At 66.2% G+C, this 26,247-nt stretch carries 24 protein-coding genes and 1 tRNA gene; 11 read left to right on the plus strand and 14 right to left on the minus strand.

Annotated elements, in window-relative coordinates; all coding sequences use genetic code 11:
• Positions 1 to 51 precede the first annotated feature (51 nt).
• Positions 52 to 804: a bifunctional demethylmenaquinone methyltransferase/2-methoxy-6-polyprenyl-1,4-benzoquinol methylase UbiE gene (ubiE, locus tag KTJ87_RS13660; protein ID WP_267139700.1), complete on the plus strand. Its 753-nt coding sequence runs from the start codon at positions 52 to 54 to the stop codon at positions 802 to 804.
• Complete coding sequence (gene ubiB, locus KTJ87_RS13665) at positions 801 to 2,327, plus strand: 2-polyprenylphenol 6-hydroxylase (protein WP_267139701.1); 1,527 nt, start codon at positions 801 to 803, stop codon at positions 2,325 to 2,327. The genes ubiE and ubiB overlap by 4 nt, the downstream gene beginning before the upstream one ends.
• Here the strand turns inward: ubiB and KTJ87_RS13670 are convergent.
• From KTJ87_RS13670 to KTJ87_RS13680, 3 genes are read right to left on the minus strand one after another with little or no spacing between them, the layout of a single operon-like run.
• Positions 2,324 to 3,172, minus strand: a complete 849-nt coding sequence (locus tag KTJ87_RS13670; protein WP_267139702.1) for a phosphotransferase family protein — start codon at positions 3,170 to 3,172, stop codon at positions 2,324 to 2,326. The genes ubiB and KTJ87_RS13670 overlap by 4 nt on opposite strands.
• Positions 3,173 to 3,213: 41 nt before the next feature.
• Entirely contained in the window at positions 3,214 to 3,894 is a 681-nt protein-coding gene (locus KTJ87_RS13675; RefSeq protein ID WP_267139703.1) for a flagellar hook capping FlgD N-terminal domain-containing protein, read from the minus strand.
• A gap of 10 nt (positions 3,895 to 3,904) precedes the next feature.
• Positions 3,905 to 5,854 carry a flagellar hook-length control protein FliK gene (locus tag KTJ87_RS13680; RefSeq protein WP_267139704.1) on the minus strand — a complete coding sequence of 650 codons (1,950 nt, stop codon included), beginning with the start codon at positions 5,852 to 5,854 and terminating at the stop codon, positions 3,905 to 3,907.
• 24 nt (positions 5,855 to 5,878) lie between these two features.
• Here KTJ87_RS13680 and KTJ87_RS13685 point away from each other — a divergent pair, with 24 nt between their 5' ends.
• Together KTJ87_RS13685 and KTJ87_RS13690 are read left to right on the plus strand one after the other, a co-directional pair.
• Positions 5,879 to 6,172 carry a rod-binding protein gene (locus KTJ87_RS13685; RefSeq protein ID WP_267139705.1) on the plus strand — a complete coding sequence of 98 codons (294 nt, stop codon included), beginning with the start codon at positions 5,879 to 5,881 and terminating at the stop codon, positions 6,170 to 6,172.
• Complete coding sequence (locus KTJ87_RS13690; protein WP_267139706.1) at positions 6,169 to 6,492, plus strand: hypothetical protein; 324 nt, start codon at positions 6,169 to 6,171, stop codon at positions 6,490 to 6,492. The genes KTJ87_RS13685 and KTJ87_RS13690 overlap by 4 nt, the downstream gene beginning before the upstream one ends.
• Positions 6,493 to 6,609: 117 nt before the next feature.
• Here the strand turns inward: KTJ87_RS13690 and KTJ87_RS13700 are convergent, their stop codons facing one another.
• From KTJ87_RS13700 to KTJ87_RS13710, 3 genes are all read right to left on the minus strand, one after another.
• Positions 6,610 to 8,085, minus strand: a complete 1,476-nt coding sequence (locus tag KTJ87_RS13700; protein WP_456061971.1) for a flagellar hook protein FlgE — start codon at positions 8,083 to 8,085, stop codon at positions 6,610 to 6,612.
• A gap of 132 nt (positions 8,086 to 8,217) precedes the next feature.
• A complete protein-coding gene (locus KTJ87_RS13705) occupies positions 8,218 to 9,075 on the minus strand; it encodes a flagellar motor protein MotB (RefSeq protein ID WP_267139707.1) in 858 nt (285 codons plus the stop codon).
• 78 nt (positions 9,076 to 9,153) lie between these two features.
• Complete coding sequence (locus tag KTJ87_RS13710) at positions 9,154 to 10,731, minus strand: GMC family oxidoreductase (protein WP_267139708.1); 1,578 nt, start codon at positions 10,729 to 10,731, stop codon at positions 9,154 to 9,156.
• Between the two features lie 170 nt (positions 10,732 to 10,901).
• Between KTJ87_RS13710 and KTJ87_RS13715 the strand changes: the two genes are divergently transcribed.
• Both KTJ87_RS13715 and KTJ87_RS13720 read left to right on the plus strand, forming a co-directional pair.
• Positions 10,902 to 11,831, plus strand: a complete 930-nt coding sequence (locus KTJ87_RS13715; RefSeq protein WP_267139709.1) for a VOC family protein — start codon at positions 10,902 to 10,904, stop codon at positions 11,829 to 11,831.
• A gap of 5 nt (positions 11,832 to 11,836) precedes the next feature.
• Complete coding sequence (locus tag KTJ87_RS13720; RefSeq protein WP_267139710.1) at positions 11,837 to 12,430, plus strand: alpha/beta hydrolase; 594 nt, start codon at positions 11,837 to 11,839, stop codon at positions 12,428 to 12,430.
• A gap of 11 nt (positions 12,431 to 12,441) precedes the next feature.
• Here the strand turns inward: KTJ87_RS13720 and KTJ87_RS13725 are convergent.
• The 4 genes from KTJ87_RS13725 to KTJ87_RS13740 all read right to left on the minus strand — a co-directional run bounded on the left by KTJ87_RS13725 (position 12,442) and on the right by KTJ87_RS13740 (position 16,198).
• Positions 12,442 to 12,517, minus strand: a tRNA-Thr gene (locus tag KTJ87_RS13725).
• A gap of 51 nt (positions 12,518 to 12,568) precedes the next feature.
• Positions 12,569 to 14,104 (minus strand): heme biosynthesis protein HemY, encoded by a 1,536-nt coding sequence (locus tag KTJ87_RS13730; RefSeq protein ID WP_267139711.1) that lies wholly within the window; start codon positions 14,102 to 14,104, stop codon positions 12,569 to 12,571.
• A 9-nt stretch (positions 14,105 to 14,113) separates the two neighbouring features.
• Positions 14,114 to 15,409: a COG4223 family protein gene (locus tag KTJ87_RS13735; RefSeq protein ID WP_267139712.1), complete on the minus strand. Its 1,296-nt coding sequence runs from the start codon at positions 15,407 to 15,409 to the stop codon at positions 14,114 to 14,116.
• An 81-nt stretch (positions 15,410 to 15,490) separates the two neighbouring features.
• Positions 15,491 to 16,198: a uroporphyrinogen-III synthase gene (locus tag KTJ87_RS13740; protein ID WP_267139713.1), complete on the minus strand. Its 708-nt coding sequence runs from the start codon at positions 16,196 to 16,198 to the stop codon at positions 15,491 to 15,493.
• Positions 16,199 to 16,273: 75 nt separating this feature from the next.
• On the opposite strand from KTJ87_RS13740, the gene tsaD reads away from it, so the two are divergent.
• Genes tsaD through KTJ87_RS13760 form a run of 4 tightly spaced genes read left to right on the plus strand, consistent with a single transcriptional unit; the run spans position 16,274 to position 19,578 of the window.
• Positions 16,274 to 17,368 (plus strand): tRNA (adenosine(37)-N6)-threonylcarbamoyltransferase complex transferase subunit TsaD, encoded by a 1,095-nt coding sequence (tsaD, locus tag KTJ87_RS13745; RefSeq protein WP_267139714.1) that lies wholly within the window; start codon positions 16,274 to 16,276, stop codon positions 17,366 to 17,368.
• Positions 17,365 to 18,324 (plus strand): NAD(P)H-dependent glycerol-3-phosphate dehydrogenase, encoded by a 960-nt coding sequence (locus KTJ87_RS13750; RefSeq protein ID WP_267139715.1) that lies wholly within the window; start codon positions 17,365 to 17,367, stop codon positions 18,322 to 18,324. The genes tsaD and KTJ87_RS13750 overlap by 4 nt, the downstream gene beginning before the upstream one ends.
• 7 nt (positions 18,325 to 18,331) lie before the next feature.
• Positions 18,332 to 18,751: an EVE domain-containing protein gene (locus KTJ87_RS13755; protein WP_267139716.1), complete on the plus strand. Its 420-nt coding sequence runs from the start codon at positions 18,332 to 18,334 to the stop codon at positions 18,749 to 18,751.
• 35 nt (positions 18,752 to 18,786) lie between these two features.
• Positions 18,787 to 19,578: a YdcF family protein gene (locus tag KTJ87_RS13760; protein WP_267139717.1), complete on the plus strand. Its 792-nt coding sequence runs from the start codon at positions 18,787 to 18,789 to the stop codon at positions 19,576 to 19,578.
• Here the strand turns inward: KTJ87_RS13760 and KTJ87_RS13765 are convergent.
• Positions 19,575 to 20,357, minus strand: coding sequence for a metallophosphoesterase family protein (locus KTJ87_RS13765; RefSeq protein WP_267139718.1), 783 nt, complete (start codon positions 20,355 to 20,357; stop codon positions 19,575 to 19,577). The two genes, KTJ87_RS13760 and KTJ87_RS13765, sit on opposite strands and share 4 nt — an antisense overlap.
• A gap of 121 nt (positions 20,358 to 20,478) precedes the next feature.
• Between KTJ87_RS13765 and KTJ87_RS13770 the strand changes: the two genes are divergently transcribed.
• Positions 20,479 to 22,659 carry a GumC family protein gene (locus tag KTJ87_RS13770; RefSeq protein WP_456061972.1) on the plus strand — a complete coding sequence of 727 codons (2,181 nt, stop codon included), beginning with the start codon at positions 20,479 to 20,481 and terminating at the stop codon, positions 22,657 to 22,659.
• On the opposite strand, the gene KTJ87_RS13775 is transcribed toward KTJ87_RS13770, so the two are convergent.
• Genes KTJ87_RS13775 through KTJ87_RS13785 form a run of 3 tightly spaced genes read right to left on the minus strand, consistent with a single transcriptional unit; the run spans position 22,647 to position 26,117 of the window.
• Positions 22,647 to 23,801, minus strand: a complete 1,155-nt coding sequence (locus KTJ87_RS13775; protein WP_267139719.1) for a hypothetical protein — start codon at positions 23,799 to 23,801, stop codon at positions 22,647 to 22,649. The genes KTJ87_RS13770 and KTJ87_RS13775 overlap by 13 nt on opposite strands.
• Positions 23,798 to 24,751 carry a glycosyltransferase family 2 protein gene (locus KTJ87_RS13780; protein ID WP_267139720.1) on the minus strand — a complete coding sequence of 318 codons (954 nt, stop codon included), beginning with the start codon at positions 24,749 to 24,751 and terminating at the stop codon, positions 23,798 to 23,800. Before KTJ87_RS13780 ends, KTJ87_RS13775 begins: the two co-directional genes overlap by 4 nt.
• A 7-nt stretch (positions 24,752 to 24,758) precedes the next feature.
• Positions 24,759 to 26,117 carry a polysaccharide biosynthesis/export family protein gene (locus KTJ87_RS13785; RefSeq protein WP_267139721.1) on the minus strand — a complete coding sequence of 453 codons (1,359 nt, stop codon included), beginning with the start codon at positions 26,115 to 26,117 and terminating at the stop codon, positions 24,759 to 24,761.
• Between the last annotated feature and the right edge of the window lie 130 nt (positions 26,118 to 26,247).

Below are 26,247 nucleotides of genomic sequence, written 5' to 3' on the forward strand. Positions count from 1 at the left end.
GTCCCGGGCCGCCTATAAGAAGGATGAGTTTCGAAGGGGCGCAAGAGGCCGATGACCGACGACAGCCAGAAAACCACGCATTTCGGGAACCAGACGATCCCCGAGGATGAAAAGGCGGGCCGGGTCCACGGCGTCTTTACCTCGGTCGCATCCCGCTATGACGTGATGAACGACGTGATGTCGGTCGGCATTCACCGCCTGTGGAAAGACGCGATGATGGACTGGCTTGCGCCGCGTTCCGGTCAGCGGCTGCTGGACGTGGCGGGCGGCACCGGCGACATCGCCTTTCGCTTCCTCACGCGCGCGCCGGGCGCCAGCGCGGTCGTCTGCGACATGACCGAATCGATGCTGGTCTCGGGCCGCAAGCGCGCCGAGGCCGAAAGCATGGCCGACCGGCTGGACTGGGTCGTCGGCGATGCGATGGCCCTGCCCTTCGAGGCCGCCAGCTTCGACGTCTACACGATCAGCTTCGGCATCCGGAACGTGACCCGCCCGCAAGAGGCGCTGAACGAGGCGTTCCGCGTTCTGAAGCCCGGCGGCCGCCTGATGGTGCTGGAATTCAGCCAGCTTCCCGTGCCCGCGATGCAATGGGCCTATGACCGCTATTCCTACAACGTGATCCCGCGCATGGGCCAGGCCTTCGCGGGCGACCGCGACAGTTATCAATACCTCGTCGAATCGATCCGCCAGTTTCCCGATCAGGACACCTTTGCGGGCATGGTGCGGGAGGCCGGCTTTGAGCAGGTGAAGTATCGCAACCTGTCCATGGGCATCGCCGCGCTGCACTCGGGCTGGAAGATTTGAGGGGTCCGCACAACATCTGGCGGCTGGTCCAGACCGGCGCGACGCTTGAGAGGACCGGCGCCATGCGCGTGGTGCTGGATGCCTTCCAGGCGCCGAAGTCGCTGCGCATCGCCGCGCGCATTCTCGGCTGGCCGTTCGCCTGGCTGGGCTATCCGGGCGATCCCGCACAGCCGCCGGTGACGCGGGCGCTGACCGCGCTTGGCCCCGCCTACATCAAGTTCGGCCAGATCCTGTCGACCCGCCCCGATGTGGTGGGCGAGGAACTGGCTATGCAGCTGCGCGTGCTTCAGGACAAACTGCCGCCGTTTCCGCTGGATGAGGCCAAGCGGATGATCGAGCGCGAGCTGGACCAACCGTGGCAGACGATGTTCTCGGAGTTGTCCGAGCCCGTCGCCGCCGCCTCGATCGCGCAGGTGCACAAGGCACGGCTGAAGGACAGCGGGCGGCAGGTGGCCGTCAAGGTGCTGCGCCCGAAGATCGAGCGCGCGTTTCGCAAGGACGTCGACGCCTTCTATCTTGCCGCGACGCTGATCGAGTGGCTTGCCCCCTCGGCCCGGCGGCTTCGGCCGTCCGATGTCATCAAGCATTTCGACGGCGTCGTCACGGGCGAGCTTGACCTTCGGCTCGAAGCCTCTGCCGCCGCCGAGTTCGCCGCGAACACCGCCAAGGACGCCGGGTTCCAGGTGCCAAAGGTCGAATGGTTCCTGTCCTCGCGCCGTGTCATGACGCTGGGCTGGGCCGAGGGAATCAACGCGGGCGACGTTCCGGCCATCGACGCCGCCGGGCACGACCGCCGCATCCTTGGCGAGCGGGTGCTGCAACTGTTCCTGAACCACGCGCTGCGCGACGGCTATTTCCACGCCGACATGCACCAAGGCAACCTCAAGATCGCAGGCAACGGCGACATCATCGCGCTGGACTTCGGGATCATGGGGCGGCTCGACGAATACACCCGGCGCGTCTACGCCGAGATCCTGTTCGGGTTCATCCGCAAGGATTACCGCCGCGTCGCCGAGGTGCATTTCGAGGCCGGGTATGTTCCGGCAGACCGCGACATCGACGAATTCGCCCGCGCCCTGCGTGCCGTGGGAGAGCCGATCTTCGGGCTGGACGCGACGCAGGTGTCGATGGCCCGGCTGCTGAGCTACCTGTTCGAGGTGACGGAACGCTTCGGCATGGAAACCCGCACCGAATTGATCCTGTTGCAGCGCACCATGGTGGTGGTCGAGGGCGTCGCGCGCTCTCTCAACCCGCAGATCAACATCTGGAAGGTCGCGCAGCCCATCGTCGAGGACTACATCAAGGAAAACATCGGCCCGCGCGCGCTTGCCCGTGATCTGGCACGCACCGCGCGGGTGCTGGCACGGTTCGGACCCAAGCTGCCGCGCCTCGCCGAGGCGGCGTTGATCCGGCAGGGCACGAACCCTGAACCACCCCGGCGCAGCCCATGGGTGCCGCTGGGGTGGATGCTGACCGGCGGCGCGGTCGTCGGCCTGTCGATCTGGGCCGGAAGCCTGATCTAGGTCACGGTGATCGGCGCGCGTTCCAGCGCGCCCGCTTCGGCATAGCCGGTCCAGCCGCGCGCGCCCATCCAGGCGCAGTAGATCGCAAGCCGCCAGTGCAGGACAGGCGCGAACCTGCGATACCGCGCCGCAGTCTCCAACACGCCATAGGCCGCCATCCAGTCGCCGACATCGCCGGGCCTTGGGACAGAGCCACCGTAGAGACTGCGCATCGCGGGCGACAGGAACACCGACAGATCGACGCAAGGATCGCCGTAGCACGGGCATTGCCAGTCGATCGCGACAGGCGCGGCCCGGTCCGAAAGGATGTTCGAGGTGACGGGATCGCCGTGCAGTGTTGCGGCCGGTCCGTCCGGAAATGCCATGTCAGGCCGCGCCTGCCGCAAGCGGTCTGCCTCTGACACCGGAAGATCGCGCAGCATGGCGTAGCATTGCGATTCCAGCACGTCGGGGGTCAGCGTCGGCCAGGGCGCGCCGGGGCGCGCGTCATGGATGCGGCGCAGCACGGCGATAGCCGCATGATCCTCTGCCGGGGGTCCATCGACGGCGCGCATCGCGATCCAGGACCGCCCCGCCGTGCGCCCGCGCGCAAGCGGTTCGGGTGCAAGCCCCAGCGGCGCGAAATGTTCAAGCGCCAACCATTCCGCATCGGGATCGTTCCGAAAGAGCGGCGTCTTGCCATCGGCGGCAAAGAGCTTTGCCACAACCTCGCCCGACCGCCAGCACCGGTTGACCCGCCCGCCCGCAAGCGGCGTCCAGCCGCGTGCGGCCAGACCGGCGCGGGCAAGCGCCTGTTCAAGCCAAGGAGGAAGCGGAGTTTCGGGGCTGGACTGGGGCGCGCTCATCCGCGAATCCATGCGCGTTGCATCCGCGGTTGGCAAGGCTCTCAACGCTCTGCGCGCAAGCCCGTGATCGTGGATGGAGCAAGCGACAGGCCGGAATCGGTCACCAGCGTGACGCCATTCGTCCCGCTTCGCGCCTCGGCGATACGCAGGTAGCTTGCGACGGGCGCGGTGTTCAAAAGCGCGTCGCCTGCGTAGTGCTCCACAGATATCTGATACTCGCCTGGCAGCAGCGCACCGCCGGTAGCGTCCGTGCCGGACCATTCGAACGGCCCGTCGATACGTCCAAGCTCGATCCGTGCCACGTCTCGTCCATCCAGCTGGGCGACAAGAACGCTGCGGCTTGTGGCGGCGGGCGGATCGGCCTCCAGCGTGACGGGCGTTCCGTTCAGCTGAACCGTGCCCTCGACGCGGGCCTCTCGCCCAATCCAGTCGGCGTATCCCGCGACGCCTGCGCCGCCCAGCCCCGTCTGCATCGCAGCCAAAAGATCGTTGGTGCGCACTTGCTGCTCGACCCCCGAAAAGGTCGCAAGCTGCACCGCGAAATCCTCTGACTGGATCGGGTTCAGCGGGTCCTGGTTCTGCATCTGGACCGTCAGCATCTTCAGGAACGTATCGAAATCTGACGTGATGGCAGGGCTGGCGGCCTGGTCGGTACTGGTCGCACTGGTCGCACTGGTCGAGGCTACGGTGGTCGGGGTCGGGGAAATCGCAATATCTGTCATCTCATGGGTCCTAAAGGCGAATGTTGAGTCGGTCCGGCGCAGGCATGCCGCGCCTTTGTTCTGCAGGCGCGGCATGCGCCTGGGCTGTGCTGTCGTTCCCGGCATGGGCGGTGGGACCATGACGCGCGGCCTGCCGGTCGGGCGCCGGATCGGAGCCGAAGCTGAGAGAGACGTCGCCGTATCCCGCCAGTCGCAGGTCCGCCAAAAGCTCTGACTGGTTGCGGCGCAACAAAGACGCGGTGTCGTCGCGCTGGGCCTGGATGTGAACGCGCAACTCGTCCCCGGCCTGGTGCAGGACGATGTCGATGCGGCCAAGTTCCTCGGGCTGCAGTGCAATTTCGATGCGGCCTGCGCCGGGATCGGCCAGAACAGCCGCTACAATCTGATGCACCGGCGGCGCGGCGGGGGGTTGCTGCGGGGCTGATGCAAGGGCGGGGGCGGCACGACTGACCTCTGGGCCCGCTGGCGGCGGCAGGGCGGCAGCACCCGATTCGGCGCCCGATGGAAGGAAGGCAATTTCGGCGGCAGGGGCCGGATCGGAGGCGGAGGACTGTGCAGGCGGGGCAACAAAGGTCGCGCCTGCCGGGCTGTATGCGGACATGCCGTGCTGCCGGGGATCGGCGGAAACGGCCACAATCTCGGCTGCAGGCCTACCCGGCGCAGGAACCGCCGCGTTCGGCAAGGCGCCCCGGACGCCGTCAGGATTGGCTTGGGGCAAGGCATCAGAAGGTGCGCCCAGGGCCACATTGGACGCCAGCGGAACCGGCCCGGCCCCGGAACTCGGCAGGGGCATGCCCTCGGCCCTCACCGTCTGTGCAACCGGACTGTCCTGAGGCTGCAGGTGATCCGAAGGCCATGTGCCCATTGGCACGCCCTTCGGCACATCAACCGGGGCTGGGCCAACATTCGACAATGGGAACACGTCTTGTGACGGCGCGACCAGCGGCGAGGCATCGCGCCAGGGTTTGGGCGGCCCTGCCGTGCCCGTCGCGGGTGGCGGCGCGATCGTGGGCATGGGCGCGGCGCCCGATTGACCTGTCAGCGTGACGGCATCCACGGCGGGCTGCCCTGATGTGCCGAGGGTCTGCGGGGACAGCATCGACCATGGCGGCGCTGGATTTAGTGGGGCGCTGATGGCTTCGATCAAATGACGCGTCGCAACAGGCAGCGGTGATGGCGGGACATAGGAGAGGGCGGGCGGCGCGCCCGAGCTGATCTTCTCGGCATGCAAGGGGGCAGCCGGACCCTCCGCGGTGGCCCCGCGAGTGGCGCCAGCCTCGGGCGGCGTCTGCGACGGCGTTTGCTGCGACAGGAGGAGTTTCGATTCGTGGGCGCCTAGAAAGGTGGGTTCCGCGATCGGAGCGATAGCCGCACCGCTTGCGACATGCTGGACATCGCCCGCAGGGATTTCAGCTGACACCATGACGTTCGTGCTCTCGGTCGCCCGCTTGTCCGGCGATGGCGGTGCCGTCAGCTCAGCCAGATTCCTATCGGTCGTGGCGGGGCGGAGATTGTCGATCGCGTCCGCGACGGGCGGCACATCGGGGAAAACGGCGGGTCTGGCGACACTCTCCACAGTTGGGATGGCCGGGTGCGAGGGGACGACAGGGCCGGGCACGTCGATTCCGGAGAATTGGATGTCCGGCGCAGAGACTTCGAGCGAATACACCCCCTGCGCAGAGACGTCGCCCTCTGGCATAGCGCCTTCCGAAGGAAACGGAGCGCGGCGCAACAAGGCCGAGGCGGGCAGGACAGCCGCTATCTGCGCGGCCAGTGCGCCCGTCGGCCCCGCAATGTCGATCAGCGCGGCAAACGATTCGGCCCCGTCCAGAGGGGCATCGTCCGGGCCGGGCCCGGCAACCTGGGGCGGCGCGAAGACAAGAAGGGTATCGGGGACAGGTGCGATCATGCCGGCACCATGACCGACCCTCGTTACCACATCTTTACCGCCGCACGTCAAAGATGGCCTCGAGAGGACACCTTGATGATTTCACCTTCAACCGAACCCGGCGCACGGGCCACCCCGCACACGGCGCAAGAGGCGCGTCTGATGGATGTCGCCAGGCAGGTCGAATCGCAGTTCCTTTCAGCCATGCTCAAGGACGCCGGTCTGGGTGCGGTGCCTTCAGCCTTTGGCGGCGGCGCGGGCGAAGACCAGTTCGCCTCTCTGTTGCGTAATGCCCAGGCGGACACGCTGGTTCAGGCGGGCGGGATCGGTTTGGCCGAAGTCATCTTTCGCAGCCTCGTCGCACGCAGCAATGCAGAGCCGCCGGGATGAGCGCGGCGCGCTTCATCGAGATCTGCGCGCGCGAACACAGCGCGATCCTTGCCGGGCAGCTTGACGCGCTGGACCGTCTGGCGAACGAAAAGCAGCTTGCGCTGGCGGCGATTACCGGGGCCGGGGCCGATGATCTGAACGCGGCACGGCAGGCGGCGGCAGACTCCGCGCGGCTTCTGGGGGCGGCACAGACGGGGATTGCACGCGCCCGCGCCCGGCTTGCCGCCCTGTCGCGCCCGCCGTCGCTGCGGACCTACGATGCGGCAGGCACCGCGCGCGAGATTTCGGCCCCGCCCGGAACCCTCGCCCGCAGGGCATAGGACAAATCGCCTCAAATCAGCCGGGTTTTGGCAGGGCCACTTAGGAAATCCTTAGGGCGGCCCGGCAATTCTCCACCGGCGCTCCACAGGGGCGGCACGCGGGATTGCCGCGCGGGGTCAGAAGGACCGGACTGATCGCCCAAGCCGGGCAACAACACGCGGCGGTCGAACCCGCTGACGGACGAAAGGAACACCCATGTCCAGCATTCTGACGAACACCAGCGCAATGGTCGCCCTGCAAACGCTCAAGGGGATCAACACCGACCTGTCTAAGACCCAGAACGAGATTTCGACGGGCAAGTCGATCGCCACCGCCAAGGACAACGCGACGGTCTGGATCACTTTGGCGTTGGACGAATAGGCGCGCTGCGTCTGGATCAGCTGCGTTAGTTCCGCCGCGACATCGGTCGAACTTTCCTCGCGCGAGAAGCCGATCAATTCGCCGGTCGGGCCATCGCCCGCATCCCACAGGAAGAACGGACCGCTTTCCGGCGACACCTCATAGGCCTGGTTGTTCAGCGCCACCAGACCGTTGGGATTGGGCACGTCGACCAGCGGGATCTGATAGATCGTGCGGGTGAACCCGACATCGTAGATCGCGTGCAGATAGCCGTTCGCGTCCACCTCGACCGAGGTCAGGTTGCCGACGGGCGAGCCGTTCTTTTCGATGGCGACGGGGGCAAAGCTGTCGGACAGCTGGGTCAGCCCGTTGGGATCGCCGTAGGTGCCGATGCTCAGGTCGATCGGGCCACCGGTGGCGGCCAGCGTGATCTGGCCGGTCAGCGCGTCATAGGGCCCCCCCGAAATCACCTGCACATCCTTGAGCGTCCCGCCCGAGCCGCGTGCATCGTCGAATTCCAGCGTGAATTCACCCACCACCGCGTCATTCGCGGCGCTGTCACGGACCGTCATCGTCCACAGGTTCGAGCTGCCCGTCAGCGGGATCGTCGGCGTGAAAGAGATGTCGAGCGTTTCCGAAGTGCCCATGTTGCCGAAATATTCGATCGACAGGCCCTGCGCGCTGCCCGAAGCGCCCGCCTCGGTCTCGGTCGCGGGCAGGTTCACGCCCAGCGTCATCCGCGTCGTCGGATCGCCTGCAAACTGGTTCACACTGACGCGCACCGGTTCCAGCCCGGCGATTGTATCGCGCGGATAGACCGGCAGCGAACCGTCGACATTGGCAGGCCAGCCCAGAAGCACCTGGCCGGTTTCGTTCACCAACATGCCGGTGTCATCGGGACGGAAAGATCCGGTGGTCATCAATTGCAGCGGCAGGTTTCCGTTGGCGTTCTTGACGGCGACAGCGGTGGTCACCGGCAGCATGCCGCGCCCGCCTATGGCAAGATCGGTGGGATTCGATGTGGAAATCAGCGGGCCGCGGTCGTCGATCATCCGCATTGTCGAGGCGCGCACGCCCCCGGCGGAATAGGACGATCCGCCGCCGCCTGCGATGACGAGGGAATGAAAATCCGCCTGCGCCCGCTTGTAACCATAGGTCGAGGAGTTGGCGATGTTGTCGGAAATCGTAGCCAGCCGGGTCGCGTTGGAATTCAGGCCCGCGACCCCTGCGGCAAGCGAGGAGGAAATTGTCATGGCTGCGCCTTTCTGCTGCAGAATCCGGTCGAGTTCCCCAGAGCTACGGCGCCGCGCTTAACGCGCGCCTAATGACGACAATCCTAGCGATCTTGCCCTAGTGATCCTGGCGTGAAAATCTCCCCTCTCCCGTCAGGAGCGGTTCCTGCGCAGCAGGATGATCTCGATCCGGTTGTTCCGCGCGGCCATGGCGTTGGCAGCGACCGGCGCACGGTCGGCATGACCCGTGACACGCGCGATGCGTGCCGGGCGCGTGCCTTCCGCCTCGAGCAGTTGGCGCACCGTGTCCGCCCTCTGGGTAGAACGCGTCCAGCGGTCGGGGGCGGCGCGGACGATGGGCACAGACTGCAGGTGCCCTTCGACCGCAATCTGGTTCGCGGTGGACGCGAACAGAGCCGCGATCACCGTAACGACCGCACCCAACATCGGTTCCGGCGCATCCCCGGGGTCCGTGAACAGGGGCACGCCGGGCACGTCGAACAACTCGACGATCAGCCCTTCGTCGGTGACGCGGGTCACGATGTGGCGCTGCATGTCCCGGCTGACCATGCTTTCGCCTGCCTTACCCGTCAGCACCGCGTCGATCCGTTCCATCATGGCTGCGTCCGTCTCGCCCGCGGCAGTCTCTGGGTCGGATGACGCATCGACGCCCATCGCCCCGCGCGCCTGGTTCTCTTCGGTCGGCTTGTTGAGGCTTGCCCCGGTGCCGTTCTGCGCAAGCACCTGTTCGGAAAAGATGTTCGTGCCGCCGAACGACCCTTCGCCCCCGCCAGAGATGCGGTTCACCGGGATCGTCGGATTGAAATAATCCGCGATGCCCTTGCGCTGCTTCTCGGTCGTGGCGTTCAGCAGCCACATCAACATGAAGAAGGCCATCATCGCCGTCACGAAGTCCGCATAGGCGACTTTCCAGGCCCCGCCATGGTGCCCGCCGCCTGCTACGATCTTCTTGCGTTTGATGATGACCGGCGCGTTCGATTGCGCGGACATCCCACCACCTCGTTCCCAAGTCCCCGCACCTTTTCTAGGACTGCGGCGTGAACACGGGCTTAACCCCTCAAATCCGCGCTACCGGGAGGCAAGGATCATGTCGGCAGCCTTTTCCGCGATCATGATCGTGGGAGAGTTCGTGTTGCCGCTGGTGATCGTCGGCATGACGCTGGCGTCGGCGACGCGCAGCCCGGCAATCCCCCGCAGGCGCAGCTGGGGGTCCAGCGGCGCGGTCTCGTCCGTTCCCATGCGCACGGTGCCGACGGGATGGAAGATCGTCGTGCCGATCGCGCCTGCGGCCTGCATCAGCGCCTCGTCGCTTTCGATGTCGGGACCGGGCTTGACCTCGACCGGGCGGTGCGGCGCCAGCGCGGGCTGGTCCATGATGCGGCGAGTCAGGCGGATCGCCTCTGCGGCGACGCGGCGGTCCTTTTCGGCCGACAGATAGTTGGGGCTGATCTCGGGGTGGGCGCGCGGATCGCTCGATGTCAGCCGCACATGGCCCCGGCTTTCGGGGCGCAGGTTGCACACGCTGGCCGTGATCGCGTCGAAGGCATCCAGATCGCCTCCGAACGCCTCAAGCGACAGCGGCTGGACGTGGTATTCCAGATCCGCCGTCGCCACGTCCGGCCCGGACCGCGCAAAGGCGCCTAGTTGCGACGGCGCCATCGACATCGGGCCGGTGCGCCGCAGCGCATATTCCGCCGCGATCTTCGCCTTGCCGAACAATGTCTGCGTCATGGTGTTGAGCGTGCGCGTGCCGGTGACCCGGTAGGCGCAGCGCAGTTGCAGGTGGTCCTGCAGGTTCTCGCCGATCTGCGGTTGGGCATGGACGACGTCGATGCCATGCGATCTCAGGTGTTCGGGCGCACCGATGCCCGACAGTTGCAGCAAGTGCGGTGAGCCGATGGCGCCCGCCGACAGGATCACCTCGCGCCCGGCGCGAAAATCCCGCACGGCGCCGTTCTGGCGCACGCGCACACCGACAGCCCTTGCACCATCGAACAGCAGCCGCTCTGCCTGCGCATGGGTTTCCACGCGCACCCGGTCCAGCGCCGGTCTCAGGAACGCCTTTGACGTGTTCCACCGCCAGCCGTTGCGCTGGTTGACGCGGAAATAGCCGACACCCTCGTTGTCGCCGGTGTTGAAATCGGTGGTGCGCGGAATGCCCGCCTGCACCGCCGCCTCCATCCAGGTATCAAGGATATCCCAGCGCAGGCGCTGGTTCTCGACCCGCCATTCGCCGCCCGATCCGTGCCAGTCGCTGGTGCCTTCGACGTAATCCTCGGACTTCAGGAAATAGGGCAAAACGTCGTCCCAGCCCCAGCCCGCGTTGCCCAATTGCCGCCAGTGGTCATAGTCCGCCGCCTGCCCGCGCAGGTAGAGCATCCCGTTGATTGACGAACACCCCCCAAGGATGCGTCCGCGCGGATACAGCAGCGAGCGGCCGTTCAGCCCCGGTTCGGCGGCCGTGCGAAAGCCCCAGTCAGTGCGTGGATTGCCGATGCAGTAGAGATACCCGATGGGGATATGCACCCAGTGGTAATTGTCGCGCCCCCCCGCTTCTAGAAGGATCACGCTGCCCTTCTGCGACAGGCGGTTGGCCAGAACACAGCCCGCCGATCCCGCGCCCACGACGATATAGTCGGCGTCCATGGCTCCCCCCTCGTGTGCGTTTCGGCAGGTATCGCCCGCCCATTTGGTGCAGCCTTGCACAGAATGCGTGCCAGCATGCCTGTTTCATTCGCGTTTGAAAGAACGACATCACCATACAAGACGCAAGGGACCAACGGGATGGCCCGATACGGGTCCAAGGAGACAGAGCGATGATCAAGGACATCCAAGGCTTGCACCACGTCACTTCGCTGGCAAGCGCGGCGCAATCCAACAACGACTTCTTCACCAAGGTGCTGGGGCTGCGGCGGGTCAAGAAGACCGTCAACTTCGACGCACCGCACGTCTATCACCTGTACTACGGCGATGAGGTCGGTACGCCCGGCTCGGTGATGACGTATTTCCCCTTCCCCGGCGCCAAGCGCGGCCGTCACGGCACCGGCGAGGTCGGGATCACCGGCTATGCCGTGCCCAAGGGCACCCTGCCCTTCTGGCGTGAACGGCTGGCGACCTTCGACATCGCGGTCAAGGACACATCCGCCTTTGGTGAGACGCGGCTGGAGTTCACCGGCCCCGATGGCGACGAGTTCGCGCTGATCGAGACCGAGGACGACCGCGCGCCCTGGACCGGCGGCGGTGTCGGCGCGGACGAGGCAATCCGGGGGTTCCACTCGGCCTCCATGCGGCTCAAGGACGACGGCGCGACGGCGGAATTGCTGAAGTTCATGGGCTACAAGGAACGCGCGCGCGACGGCAACGTCACCCGCTTCGGCGTGCCGGACGGCAATGGCGCCGACGTGATCGACGTGGAAACCCTGCCCGGCGCCAAGCCTGCGGATCAGGGAGCTGGATCAGTGCACCACATCGCCTTTGCCGTCGAGAACCGTGCGAAGCAACTGGAGGTGCGCAAGGCGCTGTCCGACACCGGATACCAGGTGACACCCGTGATCGACCGCGACTATTTCTGGGCGATCTACTTCCGCACGCCCGGCGGCGTTCTGTTCGAGGTGGCGACCAACGAACCCGGCTTTGACCGCGACGAGGACACCGCGCATCTGGGCGAGGCGCTGAAACTGCCGCGCCAGCATGCGCATCTGCGCGACGTGCTGGAACAGAAATACCTCGAACCAATCAGGGACTGACGCCCATGAGCTACATCACGCGTGAGACGAAGGGGGCCGAAGGCGGCCCCCTCATCGTCACCTTCCACGGCACCGGCGGCGACGAGACCCAGTTCCACACCTTCGCCGAGCAACTGATCCCCGGCGCGCATGTGATCTCGCCGCGCGGGGACGTGTCCGAGATGGGGGCGAACCGCTATTTCCGCCGCACCGGCGAAGGCGTCTACGACATGGACGACCTCGCACGGCGGACCGATGCGATGGCGGCGTTCCTGAAGGGCAAGGTTGCAGCGGTGGGTGCCCCGCGCGTCATCGGCCTTGGCTATTCCAACGGCGCGAACATCCTCGCCTCGGTGGCCTTCGAGCATCCGCAGATCTTCTCGGACCTGATCCTGATGCACCCGCTCATTCCCTGGACCCCCGGGGATCAGCCGGGACTGGCTTCGGCGCGCGTGCTCATCACCGCAGGCCAGCGCGACCCGATCTGCCCCGCGCCGATGACACAGGCCCTGATCGCCTGGTTCGAGGCGCAAGGCAGCGAGACGCAGATGCTCTGGCACCCCGGCGGCCACGAGATCGCCACGCCCGAAGTGGAGGCGATCCGCGAATTCGTCGGCTGAAGAAAGACCCGTGGTGCCGCTGAAGGGACTCGAACCCCCGACCCCATCATTACGAATGACGTGCTCTACCAGCTGAGCTACAGCGGCACGGGTGGCGGCGTCTTTAGCACCGGCGCCACGGGGCATCCAGCCCCTAAATCAGTCTTTTCGCGGCGCGGCGTCCATCACGATCTCGCCGTCTGCCACCTGCACGATTTCGGCTTCTTCCACCGTATCATCGGCGGGATCGGGCGCGGCGGGGTCGGCCTCGGCGGCGATGACCTCGGGGGTTATGGCGGCGGGCAGGCCCGCGCCGCCGCTTTGCCCGACGATCAGCGGAAGCATCTCTGACCCGCCGGGCAGCGACGCCGTGCCTTCGGACGGCACCCGCCAGGACAGCGTATCGAGCGCGCCGCAGTTGCAGCAGGTCGGCGCCCAGGCGGCGTTGACGGTGTTGCAGTTGTCACAGACCCACTGCGGCCCCCGGCTGGAGGTCAGCGCCTTGGCCAGCCAGCCGCGCACGACGGCGTCATCCGATCCGGCGCCGCGCTCGATGGCGGCCATGATCGTCAGCGACCGCGCCGTCGGGCTTTCGGTCGCCAGATCGCCCAGCGCCTTGCGCGCGGCGGGGAAATCCTCGGCGGCGATGTTCAACTCGGCCAGCAGCATCTTCGTCTCTGGGTGGTCCGGGTGATACCTGGTCAGCTGCTTGAACCGCTTGAGCCGGTCGACGGCGCTTTCGGCGGGCGCGATCTCGGCAAAGGCGGTAGCAAGCTCGGGGTGCGGCTGCGCCTCCCATGCTTTCAGGACGAGGCGGCTGGCGTATTTCGGCTTGCCGTCCTCGATGTAGCCGCGCGCGGCCATGACGGCGGCGGGGATCAGGTCGGGCGAGAGGCGGTTCGCCTCGATCGCGGCCTCGCGCGCCTCTATGGTGTTGCCATCGGCGAAGACCTCTTTCGCCTCGGACAGCGCCAGGACCGCGTCGCGGCGGCGGAACACGTCACGCGGCAGCGCGCCATGCTTGAGCTTGGCCGACAGCGTCTTGCGCGCACCGGACCAATCCTCGTTTCCCGCCTGCAGCTTGAGCAGCGTGTCCTGGGTTTCCTCATGCCGGGGCTTCAGCGCGAAGGCCTTTTCCGCCAGCTTCAGCGCCGTTTCGGTGTCGCCCTCGGCCAGCTTCTGCTTGAGAATGCCGCGCACTCCGACAAAGCGGGTGCGTTCATCCTTGAGCAGCGCCTTGTAGGTCTCTTCCGCCTTCTTGCGGTCTCCGGCCATCTCGGCGGCCTGCGCGGATATCAGGTTCGTCAGGTCAGGGCGGCGCAGGTATTTCTCGGCGCGGGAGGCCTGATAGAGCGCCTCGCGCCCTTCGCCCGAGGCCAGCGCCATCAGCCCGTCGGCCAGCGCCTTGAAGCCCTTTCGCTCGCGGTTGCGGTCGAAATAGCGGGTGATCGCCGTCTCGTCCCCGTTCAGGAACCGCAGGAAGGCGACAAGGAAGCTGGCCAGCTTGAGCGTCAGCCAGAGCGCCAGCATCAGCAGCGCCAGGGCAATGACCGCCTGCAGGGCGCCAAGGCTGTATTCCGTCCCGCCGAACGAGATCAGGATACCGCCGTCCATCTGCAATAGCCGCCCGGCGGCCAGGGTCGCGGCGGCGATCAGCGCGACAAACAGGACGATCTTGATGAGAGACCAGAGCATGAAACGTCCTCAGCTTTCGTTTAGGGCGGGCGACAGGGTGTCGGCGGCGGCAAGCGCGTCGCGGCGAAGTCGGGCCATGTCGGCCCAGGCCGCCAGTTCGGCCTGCCCGGCATCGGGCAGAGCCTCGATCTCGGTCAGGGCGCCGCCTATGTCGCCCGCGCGCACGGCAGCTTCGGCGCGCGACAGGACGGCGTCGGGATCGTCGCCCTCTTGCGGCTCAAGCGAACGGGCGCCGAATTGCGTGCGCATGAACGCCTGAAGGCCGCCGATCTCGCCGCTTTCGGCCAGGGCCGCCAGCGACGCAACCAGCGCCGCGCGGGCAGCGGGCGGGAAACCCTCTACGATATCCGCCTCGGACGGGATGCCCTCGGCCGCAGTCTGCGACAGGATCGCGGGGATCTCGGCATCGGTGCGCTCCGCGATTTCCTCCAGCGGTGCGGCGAAGGGACCGCCACTTTGCAACGCTCCGTTGACCTCGGCCAGCGCGGCGCGGGCCGCAGCGGCGTTCGCCCGGGTCTCGGCGGCGGCCTCGACCTCGCTGGCGCGATCGGCGGCCGTTTCGATCTCGGAAAGGCGAGCGTCAAGGCCCGCCTGCATGTCCGCGAACCGGCGCTCATAGGCGTTCACCACCTCTTGCGGCAACTCGGCCTCGGGGATCGGCTGCACTTCGATCTCCTCGAGGCGCTGCGTCAGGGCAGCGATGTCGGCGCGCAGGGACTCGGCGGAGGCGGTCAGATCCTCAGCGATCTGTCCGGCCTCGTCGCTCACACTCGCCACCGTATCGGCCAGATTGTCCATCCGGCCTGACAGATCGCTGATTTCAGCCTCCAGCGCATCGACGCGCGCGGCGGTGTCGCGGCTGCCAAGATCGACAAGCCCGGTGATCGCAGCGCCATAGAGCAGAAGCGCGCCGACAAGACCGGCGGCCATCCCGCCAAAGACCATCGGCAGCGCGGATTGTCTGGGCGCCCCCTCCTGCGCGGGCGCGGGCGGTAGGTCGCTGCCCCGCGGTGCGTCGTCCGTTTCCCGGGGCGCGTCCGGGTCTGCGCCCTGCGACTCTGGCTCAGTTTCGCTGCGCTGGATTGGGGGGATGCCGCTGGACGCGGTTTCCTCTTGTCCGGCATCATCCGGCGTGGGCGCGGCGTCCGGCGTCGCGGGGTCGACCATATCCGGCTTTGGCTCCGACGCATCCACGTCCTTGTCGCCAGAATCGACGGCGGCGGACGTGTCCTGCACCTCGTCCTCGGGTTTCGGCTTGGCCGCACGGGGGCCCGTCGATTTGCCGGATGTCGTCCGTTTCGCCACCGAATGTCCCCTGCTGCGAATCTACTTGGCGCGGAGGATTGCCTGCGCCCTTTGCAAACCTAGTCCGCGCGTGCCTGCGCCTCAAGGCAGAGCGTCGGCACAAGCCGCCGCAGTGGCGTCAAGCATCGCCGCCATGTCAGGGCGATCCGCGACAATCAGGCGCCGGGGCGCTGGCCCCTGCCATGCACCGCGCACCGCGTCGCTTATCGCGATCAGGTCTATTGGCGCGACTGGGACCGGCATCTGGCGCGACAGAAGCAGCGCGGTGCGCGGCGAGAACACGGGCAACACGCAGCGGGCAGGCCCCGACAGCGTGCCAATTGCCTCTGCACTCAAAGGCCGTTCCTGCTGGTCATAGACAACGCGATCCTCGGCGGCGATCCCCGCACGGGACAGTGCCCCAACGATGTCCCCCCGCGCATGGGCGCCGCGCAGGTGCAGGACCGGACCCGAGGGCGGGTCTTGCAGGATGGCAGCCAGCAGACCGGCGGCATCCTCTCCGCCCATCGCCGCGTCAAAGCCCGCAGCGCGCGCCGCCTCTGTGGTGGCGGCTCCGACACAAAGCGCGCGCGTGCCGGGCCTGGGCGGCCCCACCGCGCGCACGGCATTCGCCGAGGTGAACAGCAAGAGCGCCCAACCTGACAGATCGCCCCGATGCTGGTGAAACACGATCTCCAGAACCGGCGAGACGACGATCTGCGCCCCGGCGATCCGCGACTGCAACGCCGCCGCGAAATCCGACGCTCCGGGTTCGGGCCGGGTCACGATCACGCTGGGAAGGTCGGTCATCGCAAGGGGTCCGGCGTTGTATGCGGCATGGTCCGGTGGTAACGCCCGCGCACGTCCCCCACAACAGGCAGGCGCATGGACAGACCGCTGACCGTCCTTGGCATCGAAAGCAGCTGCGACGACACCGCCGCCGCCGTGGTGCGTGATGGCGACGCGCCGCAGATCCTGTCGAACGTGGTGTCCAGCCAGACCGACCTGCACGCGGCGTTCGGCGGCGTGGTGCCCGAGATCGCGGCGCGCGCCCATGCCGAAAAGCTGGATCTGTGTGTCGAGCAGGCGCTGGCCGAGGCGGGGCTGACGCTTGCAGGCATCGACGCCATCGCCGTGACGGCTGGTCCGGGGCTGATCGGCGGGGTTCTGTCGGGCGTGATGTGCGCCAAGGGCATCGCCGCCGGAACCGGGTTGCCGCTGGTCGGGGTGAACCACCTTGCGGGCCATGCGCTAACGCCGCGCCTGACCGACAGGCTGGCGTTTCCCTACCTGATGCTTCTGGTGTCGGGCGGGCACTGCCAGTTCCTGATCGTCCATGCGCCGGACCGTTTCACCCGCCTTGGCGGCACCATCGACGACGCCCCGGGCGAGGCATTCGACAAGACCGCCAAGCTGCTGGGGCTGCCGCAGCCCGGTGGCCCTGCCGTCGAAGCGGCGGCGCGGGCTGGCGATGCGGCGCGCTTTGCCTTCCCGCGCCCGCTGCTCGACCGTCCGGGCTGCGACATGTCCTTTTCCGGGCTCAAGACCGCGCTTCTGCGGGAACGCGACAAGCTGATCGCCGCGCAGGGCGGGCTGTTCGAGGTGGATCGTGCCGATCTCTGCGCCGGGTTTCAGCGCGCCGTCGCCGATGTGCTGGAAGAAAAGACCCGCCGCGCGCTGGCGCTGTATCTGGCGCAGACGCCCAAGACCCCGACCATCGCGGTTGCAGGCGGCGTCGCGGCGAACGGCGCGATCCGGTCGGCCCTGCAGCGCCTTGCAAGCGAGCACGGTGTCGGTTTCACCGCGCCGCCGCTTGCGCTGTGCACCGACAACGCCGCGATGATCGCCTGGGCCGGGATCGAACGGCTGCGCCTTGGTCCCGCCGACGACGGCATGACGCTGGCCGCGCGGCCGCGCTGGCCGCTCGACAACGCGGCGCCCGCGATGCTGGGCAGCGGCAAACGCGGGGCCAAGGCATGAGCGGCGTTGCGATCCTGGGGGCTGGCGCTTTCGGCACCGCACTCGCGATCGCGCTGGGCCATGCGCGCGCGGACGTGACGCTTTGGGGCCGGGATGCGCAAGCGATGGAGGACGTGGCCACCACGCGCGAAAGCCCTCGGCTGCCCGGGGCGACGCTGCCGACCAGTGTGAAGGTCACGGCAGACCTGAGGCACGCCGCATCCGCCTCGACCTTGCTTCTGGCCCTGCCGATGCAACAGCTTGCGACGTTCGCCACCCGCGAGGCGGCGCTTTTGCAAGGCAAGATCCTGGTCGCCTGCTGCAAGGGCATCGACCTGAACACCGGGCGCCTGCCGCATGAGATCCTTGCCGAGGCGGTGCCGGATGCCACACCTGCGCTGCTGTCCGGGCCAAGCTTTGCCGCCGACATCGCGCTGCGCCTGCCGACCGCCCTGACCCTTGCCGTCACGGGCGACGCCCGCGCCCTTCAGGAACGCCTGTCCACCCCTGCGCTGCGCCTCTACACCAGCGACGATCTGACCGGCGTGGCGCTGGGCGGCGCGATGAAGAACGTCATCGCCATCGGTTGCGGCACGGCGATGGGTGCGGGCCTTGGCGAAAGCGCCCGCGCCGCGTTGATGACGCGCGGCTTTGCCGAAATGACACGCCACGCGCTGGCGCTGGGCGGGCAGGCCGAGACCTTGGCGGGTCTGTCGGGCTTCGGCGACCTGGCGCTGACCTGCACCTCCGAGAAATCGCGCAACTACCGCTTTGGCCTGCGCCTTGGCGCACAAGGCAGCGTCGAGGCGGCCGAGACGACAGAAGGCATCGCAACCGCCAGCGCGCTTGCAGGCATGGCGCGCAGACAGTCCATGGACCTGCCGGTGACGCAGGCGGTGGCGGCGCTTTGCCAGGGCGATATAACGGTGGACGATGCGATCGACCGCCTGCTGTCGCGGCCCCTCAAAGCGGAGTGACCCAACCATGGCCTACTGGCTTTTCAAATCCGAACCCTCGACCTGGAGCTGGGACGATCAGGTGGCGCGCGGCGACGCGGGCGAGGAATGGGACGGCGTGCGCAACTACCAGGCCCGCAACTTCATGCGCGAGATGAAACTGGGCGACCTGGGGTTCTTCTACCATTCCCAAAGCGAAAAGGCCGTCGTGGGCATCGCCGAGGTCATCGCCGAAGCGCATCCCGACAGCAGCACGGACGACGACCGCTGGGAGTGCGTCGACATCAAGGCCATACGTCCCTTTACCCGCCCGGTGACGCTGGACATGTGCAAGAGTGACGCGCGGCTCAAGGAAATGGTGCTGGTCAACAATTCAAGGCTATCGGTGCAGCCGGTGACGGATGACGAATGGCGGATCGTCTGCGAGTTGGGACAGACCAAGGCATAGGCGGTGCAGCCCTCGCTGACAGGAATGACCGATAGATGATCCACGATCTGGCGAGCGACATCGTTCATCTTCTGGTGCGCCCCGAAACCTGGCTGGCGGGGGTACTGCTGCTCGCGCTGATCGCGATCTTGCGGAACCGGCGCCGCAGCGCCGCCCTGCTGGTCGCGGGATGCTTCGGCTTTGTCGTGCTGGTCGGGTATGTCCCCGTGGGTGACGTTCTTCTGCGTCCGCTCGAGACGCGATTCAACGTGCCCGTCCTGACCGAGGCACCGACAGGCATCGTGGTGCTTGGCGGGCCCGAAGACGTTGCTCTGTCCAATGTCTGGGGCCAGCCTGTCCTGAATGGCGCAGGCGAGCGGATCGTCGCGGCCATCGGGCTGGCGACCCGCTATCCCGAGGCCCGTGTTCTCTTGACGGGACGCACATGGCGGCGAAACGCGCTCTATCCCTCCGAGGCGGATGTCGCGCGGGACGTGCTGGTTTCTGCGGGAATTGCACCTGACCGGATCACGATCGACACAGAGGCGAACAACACCGCCCAGAACGCCCGCAACCTGATCGACGCCACCGGCGCGCCGACGGGCGACTGGCTTTTGGTGACAAGCGCGTTTCACATGCCGCGCAGCGTCGGGACCTTCTGCGCGGGAGGATGGGCGTTGATCCCCTACCCGGTCGATTTCAGGACCGGCGCGTTCCGGCATCGCATGGCCTGGAACCTTGCACCGCATTGGCTGGACCTTGCCACGGCCACCCGCGAATGGGCGGGGCTGGTCGCCTATCGTCTTCTGGGAAGAACGGAAGCCGTGTTTCCGGGCAACTGCCGTTAGAGCGACGCCGTGATGAACCGGGCCGGCTGGCCCGGGAACAGCGCGGCAGCGGTCAGGCGACCAGAGAAATAGGCGCCAGTATCCACCGCGACGCGGCCGCGCAGGGCGACCGGATCATCGACCACAGTGTGCCCGTGCACGGCCCACAATCCATCATCGCGATCTTTCTTCCCGAACTGCGGGTGTCCCCAGATCAGGGTGTCATCATCCTGCGCCTTCAGCCCCTTGTCCGGGTCGAGGGCGGCGTGAATGCAGGCGACGTTGCCCGACAGATAGCTGAACCGCAGGCCGTTCAACCAAGCGACGCCCGCAGGGGTCAGCCGCCGGGACAACGTCGCAGCCGCCTCGCGCAAGCTGTTGGGTCCCATCCTCTCGGACACATCCGGCACGTCGAGGCTTGCCATGGTCTGCAACCCGCCATTGCGCAGCCAGCGCGGCCCTTTGCCTTCGGGATCGTTCAGAAAATCCAGCATCATCTGTTCGTGGTTTCCGCGAAGACAGACAACGTTGTCCGGAAACTGATCCGCAAGATCCATCAGCCGAAACAGAACGTCACCCGACCTGTCGCCCCTGTCGATATAGTCGCCAAGGAAAACCACCTGTGCCGCGCCAAGCCCGCGCGCGCGCATGTCTTCGTCCAGCATGACGATCATCCGCTCTAGAAGGTCTGCCTGTCCGTGAATATCGCCGACGGCATAAAGCGGCCCGTCCGGTTGAGGAACGGGCCAGACTTCTCTGGGGTCTGATGCTGTTCCAGCACGTTTCAGGAATCTGAACATGACCTGTATCTAGGATGCATTCCCGGCTCTGGAAACCCGGCCCGCACTTGGGCTGAACATTGCTTCGCAGAACGCAGTGTGAGAAAAGCTTACAACCTGGATCAGTTGCGAAGCCGGAAACATGTTACAAAGAGATTTCCTGCGACGCAGCGACACCGATCCTGCGCAGGACGTCCGAGGAAAAACATCCGGCGCGCAAGACGAATTGTCTCTGGCACAACTGCTGCGGACTCTTTGGCGCGGAAAATGGATTATCGTCATAGCGACTGCACTGACCCTCGTGGCAGGCCGCTGGTATGTCGCGACGATCACACCGATCTATTCGGCATCGTCGACCGTCGCCTTGATGAACACCCGAACGCAGACCGTGACCGACCTTGAAGGCGTGATCGGCGGCCTCTCCGGCGATCAACGCGCAATCAACACCGAGATGGAAGTGATGCGGTCCCGCGCCCTGATGGAGCGCGTCGTTCGAATGATGGACCTGACCCAGTCGCCAGAGTTCAACCCTCGCCTTGCCGAACCCTCGGCGCCAACGCTGGTGTCCGCGCCGCGCGCCTGGGCCGAGGCGTTGATCTTCGGGGCGGACGAGGTTTCCGCAGCAGCGGCAGAGCCGGACCCCGACGCCGAATTCGAACGCGCCGTGAATGCGGTGCGTGCGCGGTTCTCGATTTCCGACATCAACCGCAGCTTCGTCTTCCTAATCAACGCACGGTCGCCCGATCCGGCGATGGCCTCGGGGCTCGCCAATGCGCTGGCCAATGGCTACGTGCAGGATCAGATCGACCTCAAGTTCAACGCCACCGAACAGGCGACGGCCTGGCTGAGCCAACGCGTTTCGCAGTTGCGCGACGAGCTTGAAGCCTCGGAACAGGGGCTCAAGACCTTCATGTCGTCGACCAATCTTGTCAGTGCAGAGGCGCTTGAGGCGTTGAACCGCCGCGTGAAGGACTTGCGCGACAGGACAAACGAGGCCAATGCGACCGTCGTGGCCGCCAACATGCGGCTGGCCGAGTTGTCCCAAGCGCGGGATGCGGGCGACATCGACATGATGCGGTCCGTAGCGGGAGACCGGACGCTCGACCGGATCTTCGGGGCGGGCGCCGGTTCCATGAGCGCCAACGAGCGTGCTACCTTTCTCGCCCGATACGACCAGATCGTCGCGAGCCTTCAAGGCTCGGTCGAGCGTGATGAAGGCCAGGCTGCATCGCTTGCCGCGTCGATCACCGACATCGAGGCGCAGATCGCGGACCAGTCGAACGACCTCGTGACGCAGGAACAGCTGCGCCGCGAAGTCGAGGCGAACGGCCTGATCTACGAAAGCTTTCTGACGCGCCTCAAGGAAATTTCCGTGCAACAGGGCTCGCAGCAGGCCGACAGCCGCGTCTTGTCGCAAGCCATCGTGCCCCGCGCGCCCGCATCGCCCAACGCCGCGCGCATCCAGTTGTTGGCGATCCTGCTGGGGCTTCTTGCGGGCGGCGCCATCGTTCTGGGGCGCGAGCTGTTGCAGAACACCTATCGCACCGCCGAGGATCTGGAACGGCAGATCGGCCTGACAGTTATGGGCCAGGTGCCTCTTATCCCGGCCTCAAAGCGCGACAAGGTGCTGGACTACATCTCGGAGAAACCGAGTTCGCCCGCAGCCGAGGCGATCCGCAATCTGCGCACGTCGGTGATGTTGTCCAACGTGGATCAACCGCCGCAGGTAATCATGTCGACGTCGTCGGTTCCGGGCGAGGGCAAGACGACCCTGTCGCTGACTCTTGCGCAGAACTTCGCGGGCCTCGGCAAGCGCGTCCTTCTGATCGAGGGCGATATCAGGCGCCGAGTGTTCAGTGAGTATTTCGAGATCGACCGGGAACGCGGGCTTCTGGCCGTCCTGTCGGGGGCTGCCGAGCTGGACGAGGTTGTGCAGTACAACCAAGCATTGCGGTGCGACATCCTGATCGGCGAGAAATCCAAGGTGAACGCGGCCGACGTGTTCTCGTCCGATGCGTTCACGCGGTTCCTGACCAAGTGCCGGGACTTCTATGATGTCATCATCATCGACACGCCGCCGGTGCTTGTGGTGCCCGATGCGCGCGTGATCGGACAAGGCGTCGACGCGATCCTCTACTCGGTCAAATGGGACAGCACGTCACGCACGCAAGTGACCGAAGGCCTGCGCCTGTTCGAGTCTGTGAACCTCAGGGTCAGCGGGATCGTTCTGAACCAGATCAACCCGCGCCGGATGAAGGCCTATGGCTACGGCGAACGCTATGGGGCCTATGCCGCCTACGGCAAGAATTACTACAACGCCTGACGCCGCCACAGGCAGCGCCCCAGCATAAGCAGCGCGAGGCAGGCCATCGACGGCATGACGGGCGCCCGGTAGCGCCAGTCGTAATCCACCTGCAGCATACCGTGCGCGGACGAGAAGACCCAGACCAGACACAGGACGGATGCGATCAGGTGAGCGTCGTCCCGTTCGATCGGGCGTGCCGATGCAAGCCTCGTCACGGCGAGCGCCGCCAGGACCATGATCGGCGCACGCACCGCGAGGCCATAGACGACATGGGCAACCGAATGCCCCTCGGCCGTCACCCAGAAGAAATGAAGCCAGCGATCGAACACCAGAAGCAGGTAATCGAGATACCCGGACGGGGGCGAATGATAGGTCGCGGGTCGGTCATAGACGACTTCACCGGCGTCGTAGTAATGCTTGACCATGCTCTCCATGAACGGGCGCGCCTGGTCCGGCAACAGGGTGATGTCCTGCATCACCGCGGCGAAGATTGCGAAGGCCACGACGGACAGCAAGATCATTGCACCCAGCGTCATTCGCCGCACTCTCGGCGAGGGTGACGACAATCGCGGCAGGACCAAGGGCAGGACAAGCAGGTATCCCAGCAAGACCACACCGGTCGGACGCCAGGCAACGCCGACGACAGCGGCCGCCGCGAATGCGGCGAGGTGTTGCCCCCGCCACGATCCCGACGTTCCGGCGATGCAGGCGCACACCGTCACCGCGGCGATGAAGACCGGGTCCGACAGGGCGTAGGGCGCCCATTGCACGACATCGTAGAGCCCCGCGACCGCAATGACCGAGAGTAGCACAAAAGGAGACGGAACTTGCAGTCCCGCAATCGTCCGGCTGACGGCAAGGGCCGCTGTGGCCAGAGCGATCAGGTTGAGAACGATGAGTGCCGTGCTCCACCCCGTGCCGAAGGCGATCTTCAACAGCGCGAGGGCCGTGACAAACCCTGCGTAGTGCAAGCCAAGGTCGCCTTGCAACCAGGCGGCATAGTCAAGTCCAACCGCGAGAAGCGCCGTCGACGCGTCGTCGTACGCCCCCGAGTCGGGGGAAAAGATGATGCCGCGAAGCGCGATCAGCACGGTCGCGGCGGCAAGCGTCGTCGCGGCTGCCAGAAGGGGTGCGATCCATCTGATCCGATCCCGCGTCATAGGTCCCTGTGGATCGGATGCCTGGGCATCGACAGGGTGTCGAGGATCAGGAAGGCCAGCAGACACTGAACTCCGATGATGACGGGAAGCGCCGCCAGCATGACCGTTCCGGCCGAGGCGAACTCTGCAGCTCTGATCCCCGAAACCCATTCGGACAGCCCGAAGAGGATGCCGAACCCGGTGAGAAGGAGACCCACAACCAGCAGGATGGACGCCGGGCCGAAGTTCCGCAGGAAATAGGCGTAGGCGATCCGCTTCCCGGCGTTGCGGATGTGGCCAGCAGCGAAGGGCAGGATCTGCCGGACAGGGCGCAGGCTGCTTTGCTCGTCTGCATAGACCGGACGGACGGGAATCTCGATGACGCAGGCCCGGAGCGTTCCAAGGCGATACAGCAGATCGCTCTCGAAGAAATACCGACGGGCGATCCGGTCCTTCGGAAGCATGGCGAAGACCATGGCATGGATCGCGAAGAACCCGTTCGTCGGGTCGAACAGGTTCCAGTAGCCCGTCGACGCCTTCGCAGCGAAGGACAAGAGAATGTTGCCGATCAACCGGCCGGCGGGCATGCCCCCCATGTTGCGCGGGTCGGAGAAGCGGTTGCCCTTCACGAAATCCGCGCGGCCTTCGACGATGGGCCGGATCAACCTTGCGATGTCTGCGGGGTTCATCTGTCCGTCCCCGTCCAGCTTGACGAGGATGGCCGCACCGTCCTGCAGGGCCCTGGTCATGCCATCGAGAGCCGCAGCGCCCACCCCGCCATTCACTTCACGCCGAACGATCCTGAGGCGGGGGTCCCTGGTCGTGTCGGCCGATCGGAAACTTTCTTCGGGACAGTGATCGTCGACAACGTAGATCAGGTCGCATTCCGGGCCTATCGCGGCCAGCACAGCGCCGAGACGGTCCCGCACGCGATAGCAGGGAATGACCGCCGCAACGATCTGCCCGGCCACCACAAGGTCACCGGGCCGCCGCAGCCACCGACGTGAACAGCGACGGGATGGATTGCGAAATGGCGCGGTTCCACTTGGTGATCGGCTGTTCGGCGACAAAGATCACGTCGTTCGGGCGAAGCTCCATCCGGGTGGCCAGGACAAAGTTCACCGCGTTGCGCGCGTCCAGGTGCCAGGCCGTCACCGCGCCGAATTCGGACGGCTCGGTCGATCCGCGCAGGACGTAGATCTGCCCGGGATTGGCATTCTCGACCTCGAAGCCACCCTCGTCATACAAGGCGTCCGCAAGTGACACGGATTGATCGAAGGGAAGAACAAAGCGGTTCTGCGACACCAACTCGCCCACGACGTAGACATAGTCCCGGTCGACTCCATCTGCGGAAAGACGACGTTCGAAGTTGGAACGCTCTTCTTCCAGGGCAGCCCGGCGGAGCGAGACCTCGGTCTCCAACTGCGCAAGGGCGGCGTTTCTGGAGGCCTGCCGGAATTCGGCGATCTGAAGCTGTTGCTGGAAATACGCTGCGGCGCGGTCGATCTGATAGCTGGTGTCCACGAAGACGCTGTCGCCGTCGACAAGACGCAGACGCTGCAAGTCAGGCCGCGACTGGAATTCGGACAGCGCGATCTGGTAGATCGTTCCGTCCCGATACAGCCGGATCGACGCAAAGTCCTCGTCGGTGACCTGCGTGCCGCCAGCGACGATCAGCGCCTCATCGAGGTAAAGGGGAGTCAGCTGGATCGGCACGACCGTCGGCTGGCGCACGGCGCCGCCCACGGCCACGCGGCGGGAATTGAACTCGGCGACTTCAAGGCTGAAGGTCGGGTCGATCTGGTTCTGGACAAGCGCCTGGAAAATCTCACCTTCCGCCTGTTCCAGCGTCATGCCGGCGACATCGACGCGGCCGACGTCAGGAATGGCGATGGTCCCGTCATCCTGCACCGTATAGCCTTGGCGGCGGTTCTGGGCGGCCAGCAGGCCGGTCAGCTCCTCGACCGAGGTGGAACCGGCGGGGGTCGCCAGAAGCAGCACGTCGCCGATGCCGATCTCGTAGGGACCGCGCGGCGGTTCCTGCGGAACGCGGGTCTGGATGCTGCCGGGGCGCGCTTCGGGCTCATAGGCCGGGTCGGGCACCGCGCCCGCACCGCGAAGCCCGCCGCCCGTTCCGGCATTCGCGTAGAACACCGAAGGCAGCGTGCTGGGACGATAGGTGGACCGGTTGGCGACCAGAACCGTCTCGGGCGTCAGTTTGACCACGCGGACCTTGGCGTCGGTTCCGGCGGTTTCCTGGACGGACGGTGAAATGTAGGCGACACCGCACCCGGCAAGCGCAAGAAGCGCCACCCCGATCACTCCGTGTTTCAGCATGCTCTGCCCCCGAGCCAATACGTTCGTGATGACGTTCTGCTCTACCTAACCGGGTCGGGCGTCGCCAAGCCACATCTTAATGTAGAAAGAGGCGAACCTGATGCAGGTTCGCCTCTTTCCTATCTGCATT

Source organism: Anianabacter salinae (assembly GCF_019061145.1).
GTDB classification, from domain to species: domain Bacteria; phylum Pseudomonadota; class Alphaproteobacteria; order Rhodobacterales; family Rhodobacteraceae; genus Anianibacter; species Anianibacter salinarum.

Coding starts and splice junctions, on each gene's coding strand:
- KTJ87_RS13765 (WP_267139718.1), bottom strand. CDS start 20,357: ATGTTCAGATTCCTGAAACGTGCTGGAACAGCATCAGACCCCAGAGAA.
- tsaD (WP_267139714.1), top strand. CDS start 16,274: ATGGACAGACCGCTGACCGTCCTTGGCATCGAAAGCAGCTGCGACGAC.
- KTJ87_RS13730 (WP_267139711.1), bottom strand. CDS start 14,104: ATGCTCTGGTCTCTCATCAAGATCGTCCTGTTTGTCGCGCTGATCGCC.
- KTJ87_RS13750 (WP_267139715.1), top strand. CDS start 17,365: ATGAGCGGCGTTGCGATCCTGGGGGCTGGCGCTTTCGGCACCGCACTC.
- KTJ87_RS13670 (WP_267139702.1), bottom strand. CDS start 3,172: ATGAGCGCGCCCCAGTCCAGCCCCGAAACTCCGCTTCCTCCTTGGCTT.
- KTJ87_RS13740 (WP_267139713.1), bottom strand. CDS start 16,198: ATGACCGACCTTCCCAGCGTGATCGTGACCCGGCCCGAACCCGGAGCG.
- KTJ87_RS13720 (WP_267139710.1), top strand. CDS start 11,837: ATGAGCTACATCACGCGTGAGACGAAGGGGGCCGAAGGCGGCCCCCTC.
- KTJ87_RS13685 (WP_267139705.1), top strand. CDS start 5,879: ATGATTTCACCTTCAACCGAACCCGGCGCACGGGCCACCCCGCACACG.
- KTJ87_RS13775 (WP_267139719.1), bottom strand. CDS start 23,801: ATGACGCGGGATCGGATCAGATGGATCGCACCCCTTCTGGCAGCCGCG.
- ubiE (WP_267139700.1), top strand. CDS start 52: ATGACCGACGACAGCCAGAAAACCACGCATTTCGGGAACCAGACGATC.
- KTJ87_RS13710 (WP_267139708.1), bottom strand. CDS start 10,731: ATGGACGCCGACTATATCGTCGTGGGCGCGGGATCGGCGGGCTGTGTT.
- KTJ87_RS13785 (WP_267139721.1), bottom strand. CDS start 26,117: ATGCTGAAACACGGAGTGATCGGGGTGGCGCTTCTTGCGCTTGCCGGG.
- KTJ87_RS13675 (WP_267139703.1), bottom strand. CDS start 3,894: ATGACAGATATTGCGATTTCCCCGACCCCGACCACCGTAGCCTCGACC.
- KTJ87_RS13690 (WP_267139706.1), top strand. CDS start 6,169: ATGAGCGCGGCGCGCTTCATCGAGATCTGCGCGCGCGAACACAGCGCG.
- KTJ87_RS13700 (WP_456061971.1), bottom strand. CDS start 8,085: ATGACAATTTCCTCCTCGCTTGCCGCAGGGGTCGCGGGCCTGAATTCC.
- KTJ87_RS13760 (WP_267139717.1), top strand. CDS start 18,787: ATGATCCACGATCTGGCGAGCGACATCGTTCATCTTCTGGTGCGCCCC.
- KTJ87_RS13755 (WP_267139716.1), top strand. CDS start 18,332: ATGGCCTACTGGCTTTTCAAATCCGAACCCTCGACCTGGAGCTGGGAC.
- KTJ87_RS13705 (WP_267139707.1), bottom strand. CDS start 9,075: ATGTCCGCGCAATCGAACGCGCCGGTCATCATCAAACGCAAGAAGATC.
- KTJ87_RS13715 (WP_267139709.1), top strand. CDS start 10,902: ATGATCAAGGACATCCAAGGCTTGCACCACGTCACTTCGCTGGCAAGC.
- KTJ87_RS13770 (WP_456061972.1), top strand. CDS start 20,479: ATGTTACAAAGAGATTTCCTGCGACGCAGCGACACCGATCCTGCGCAG.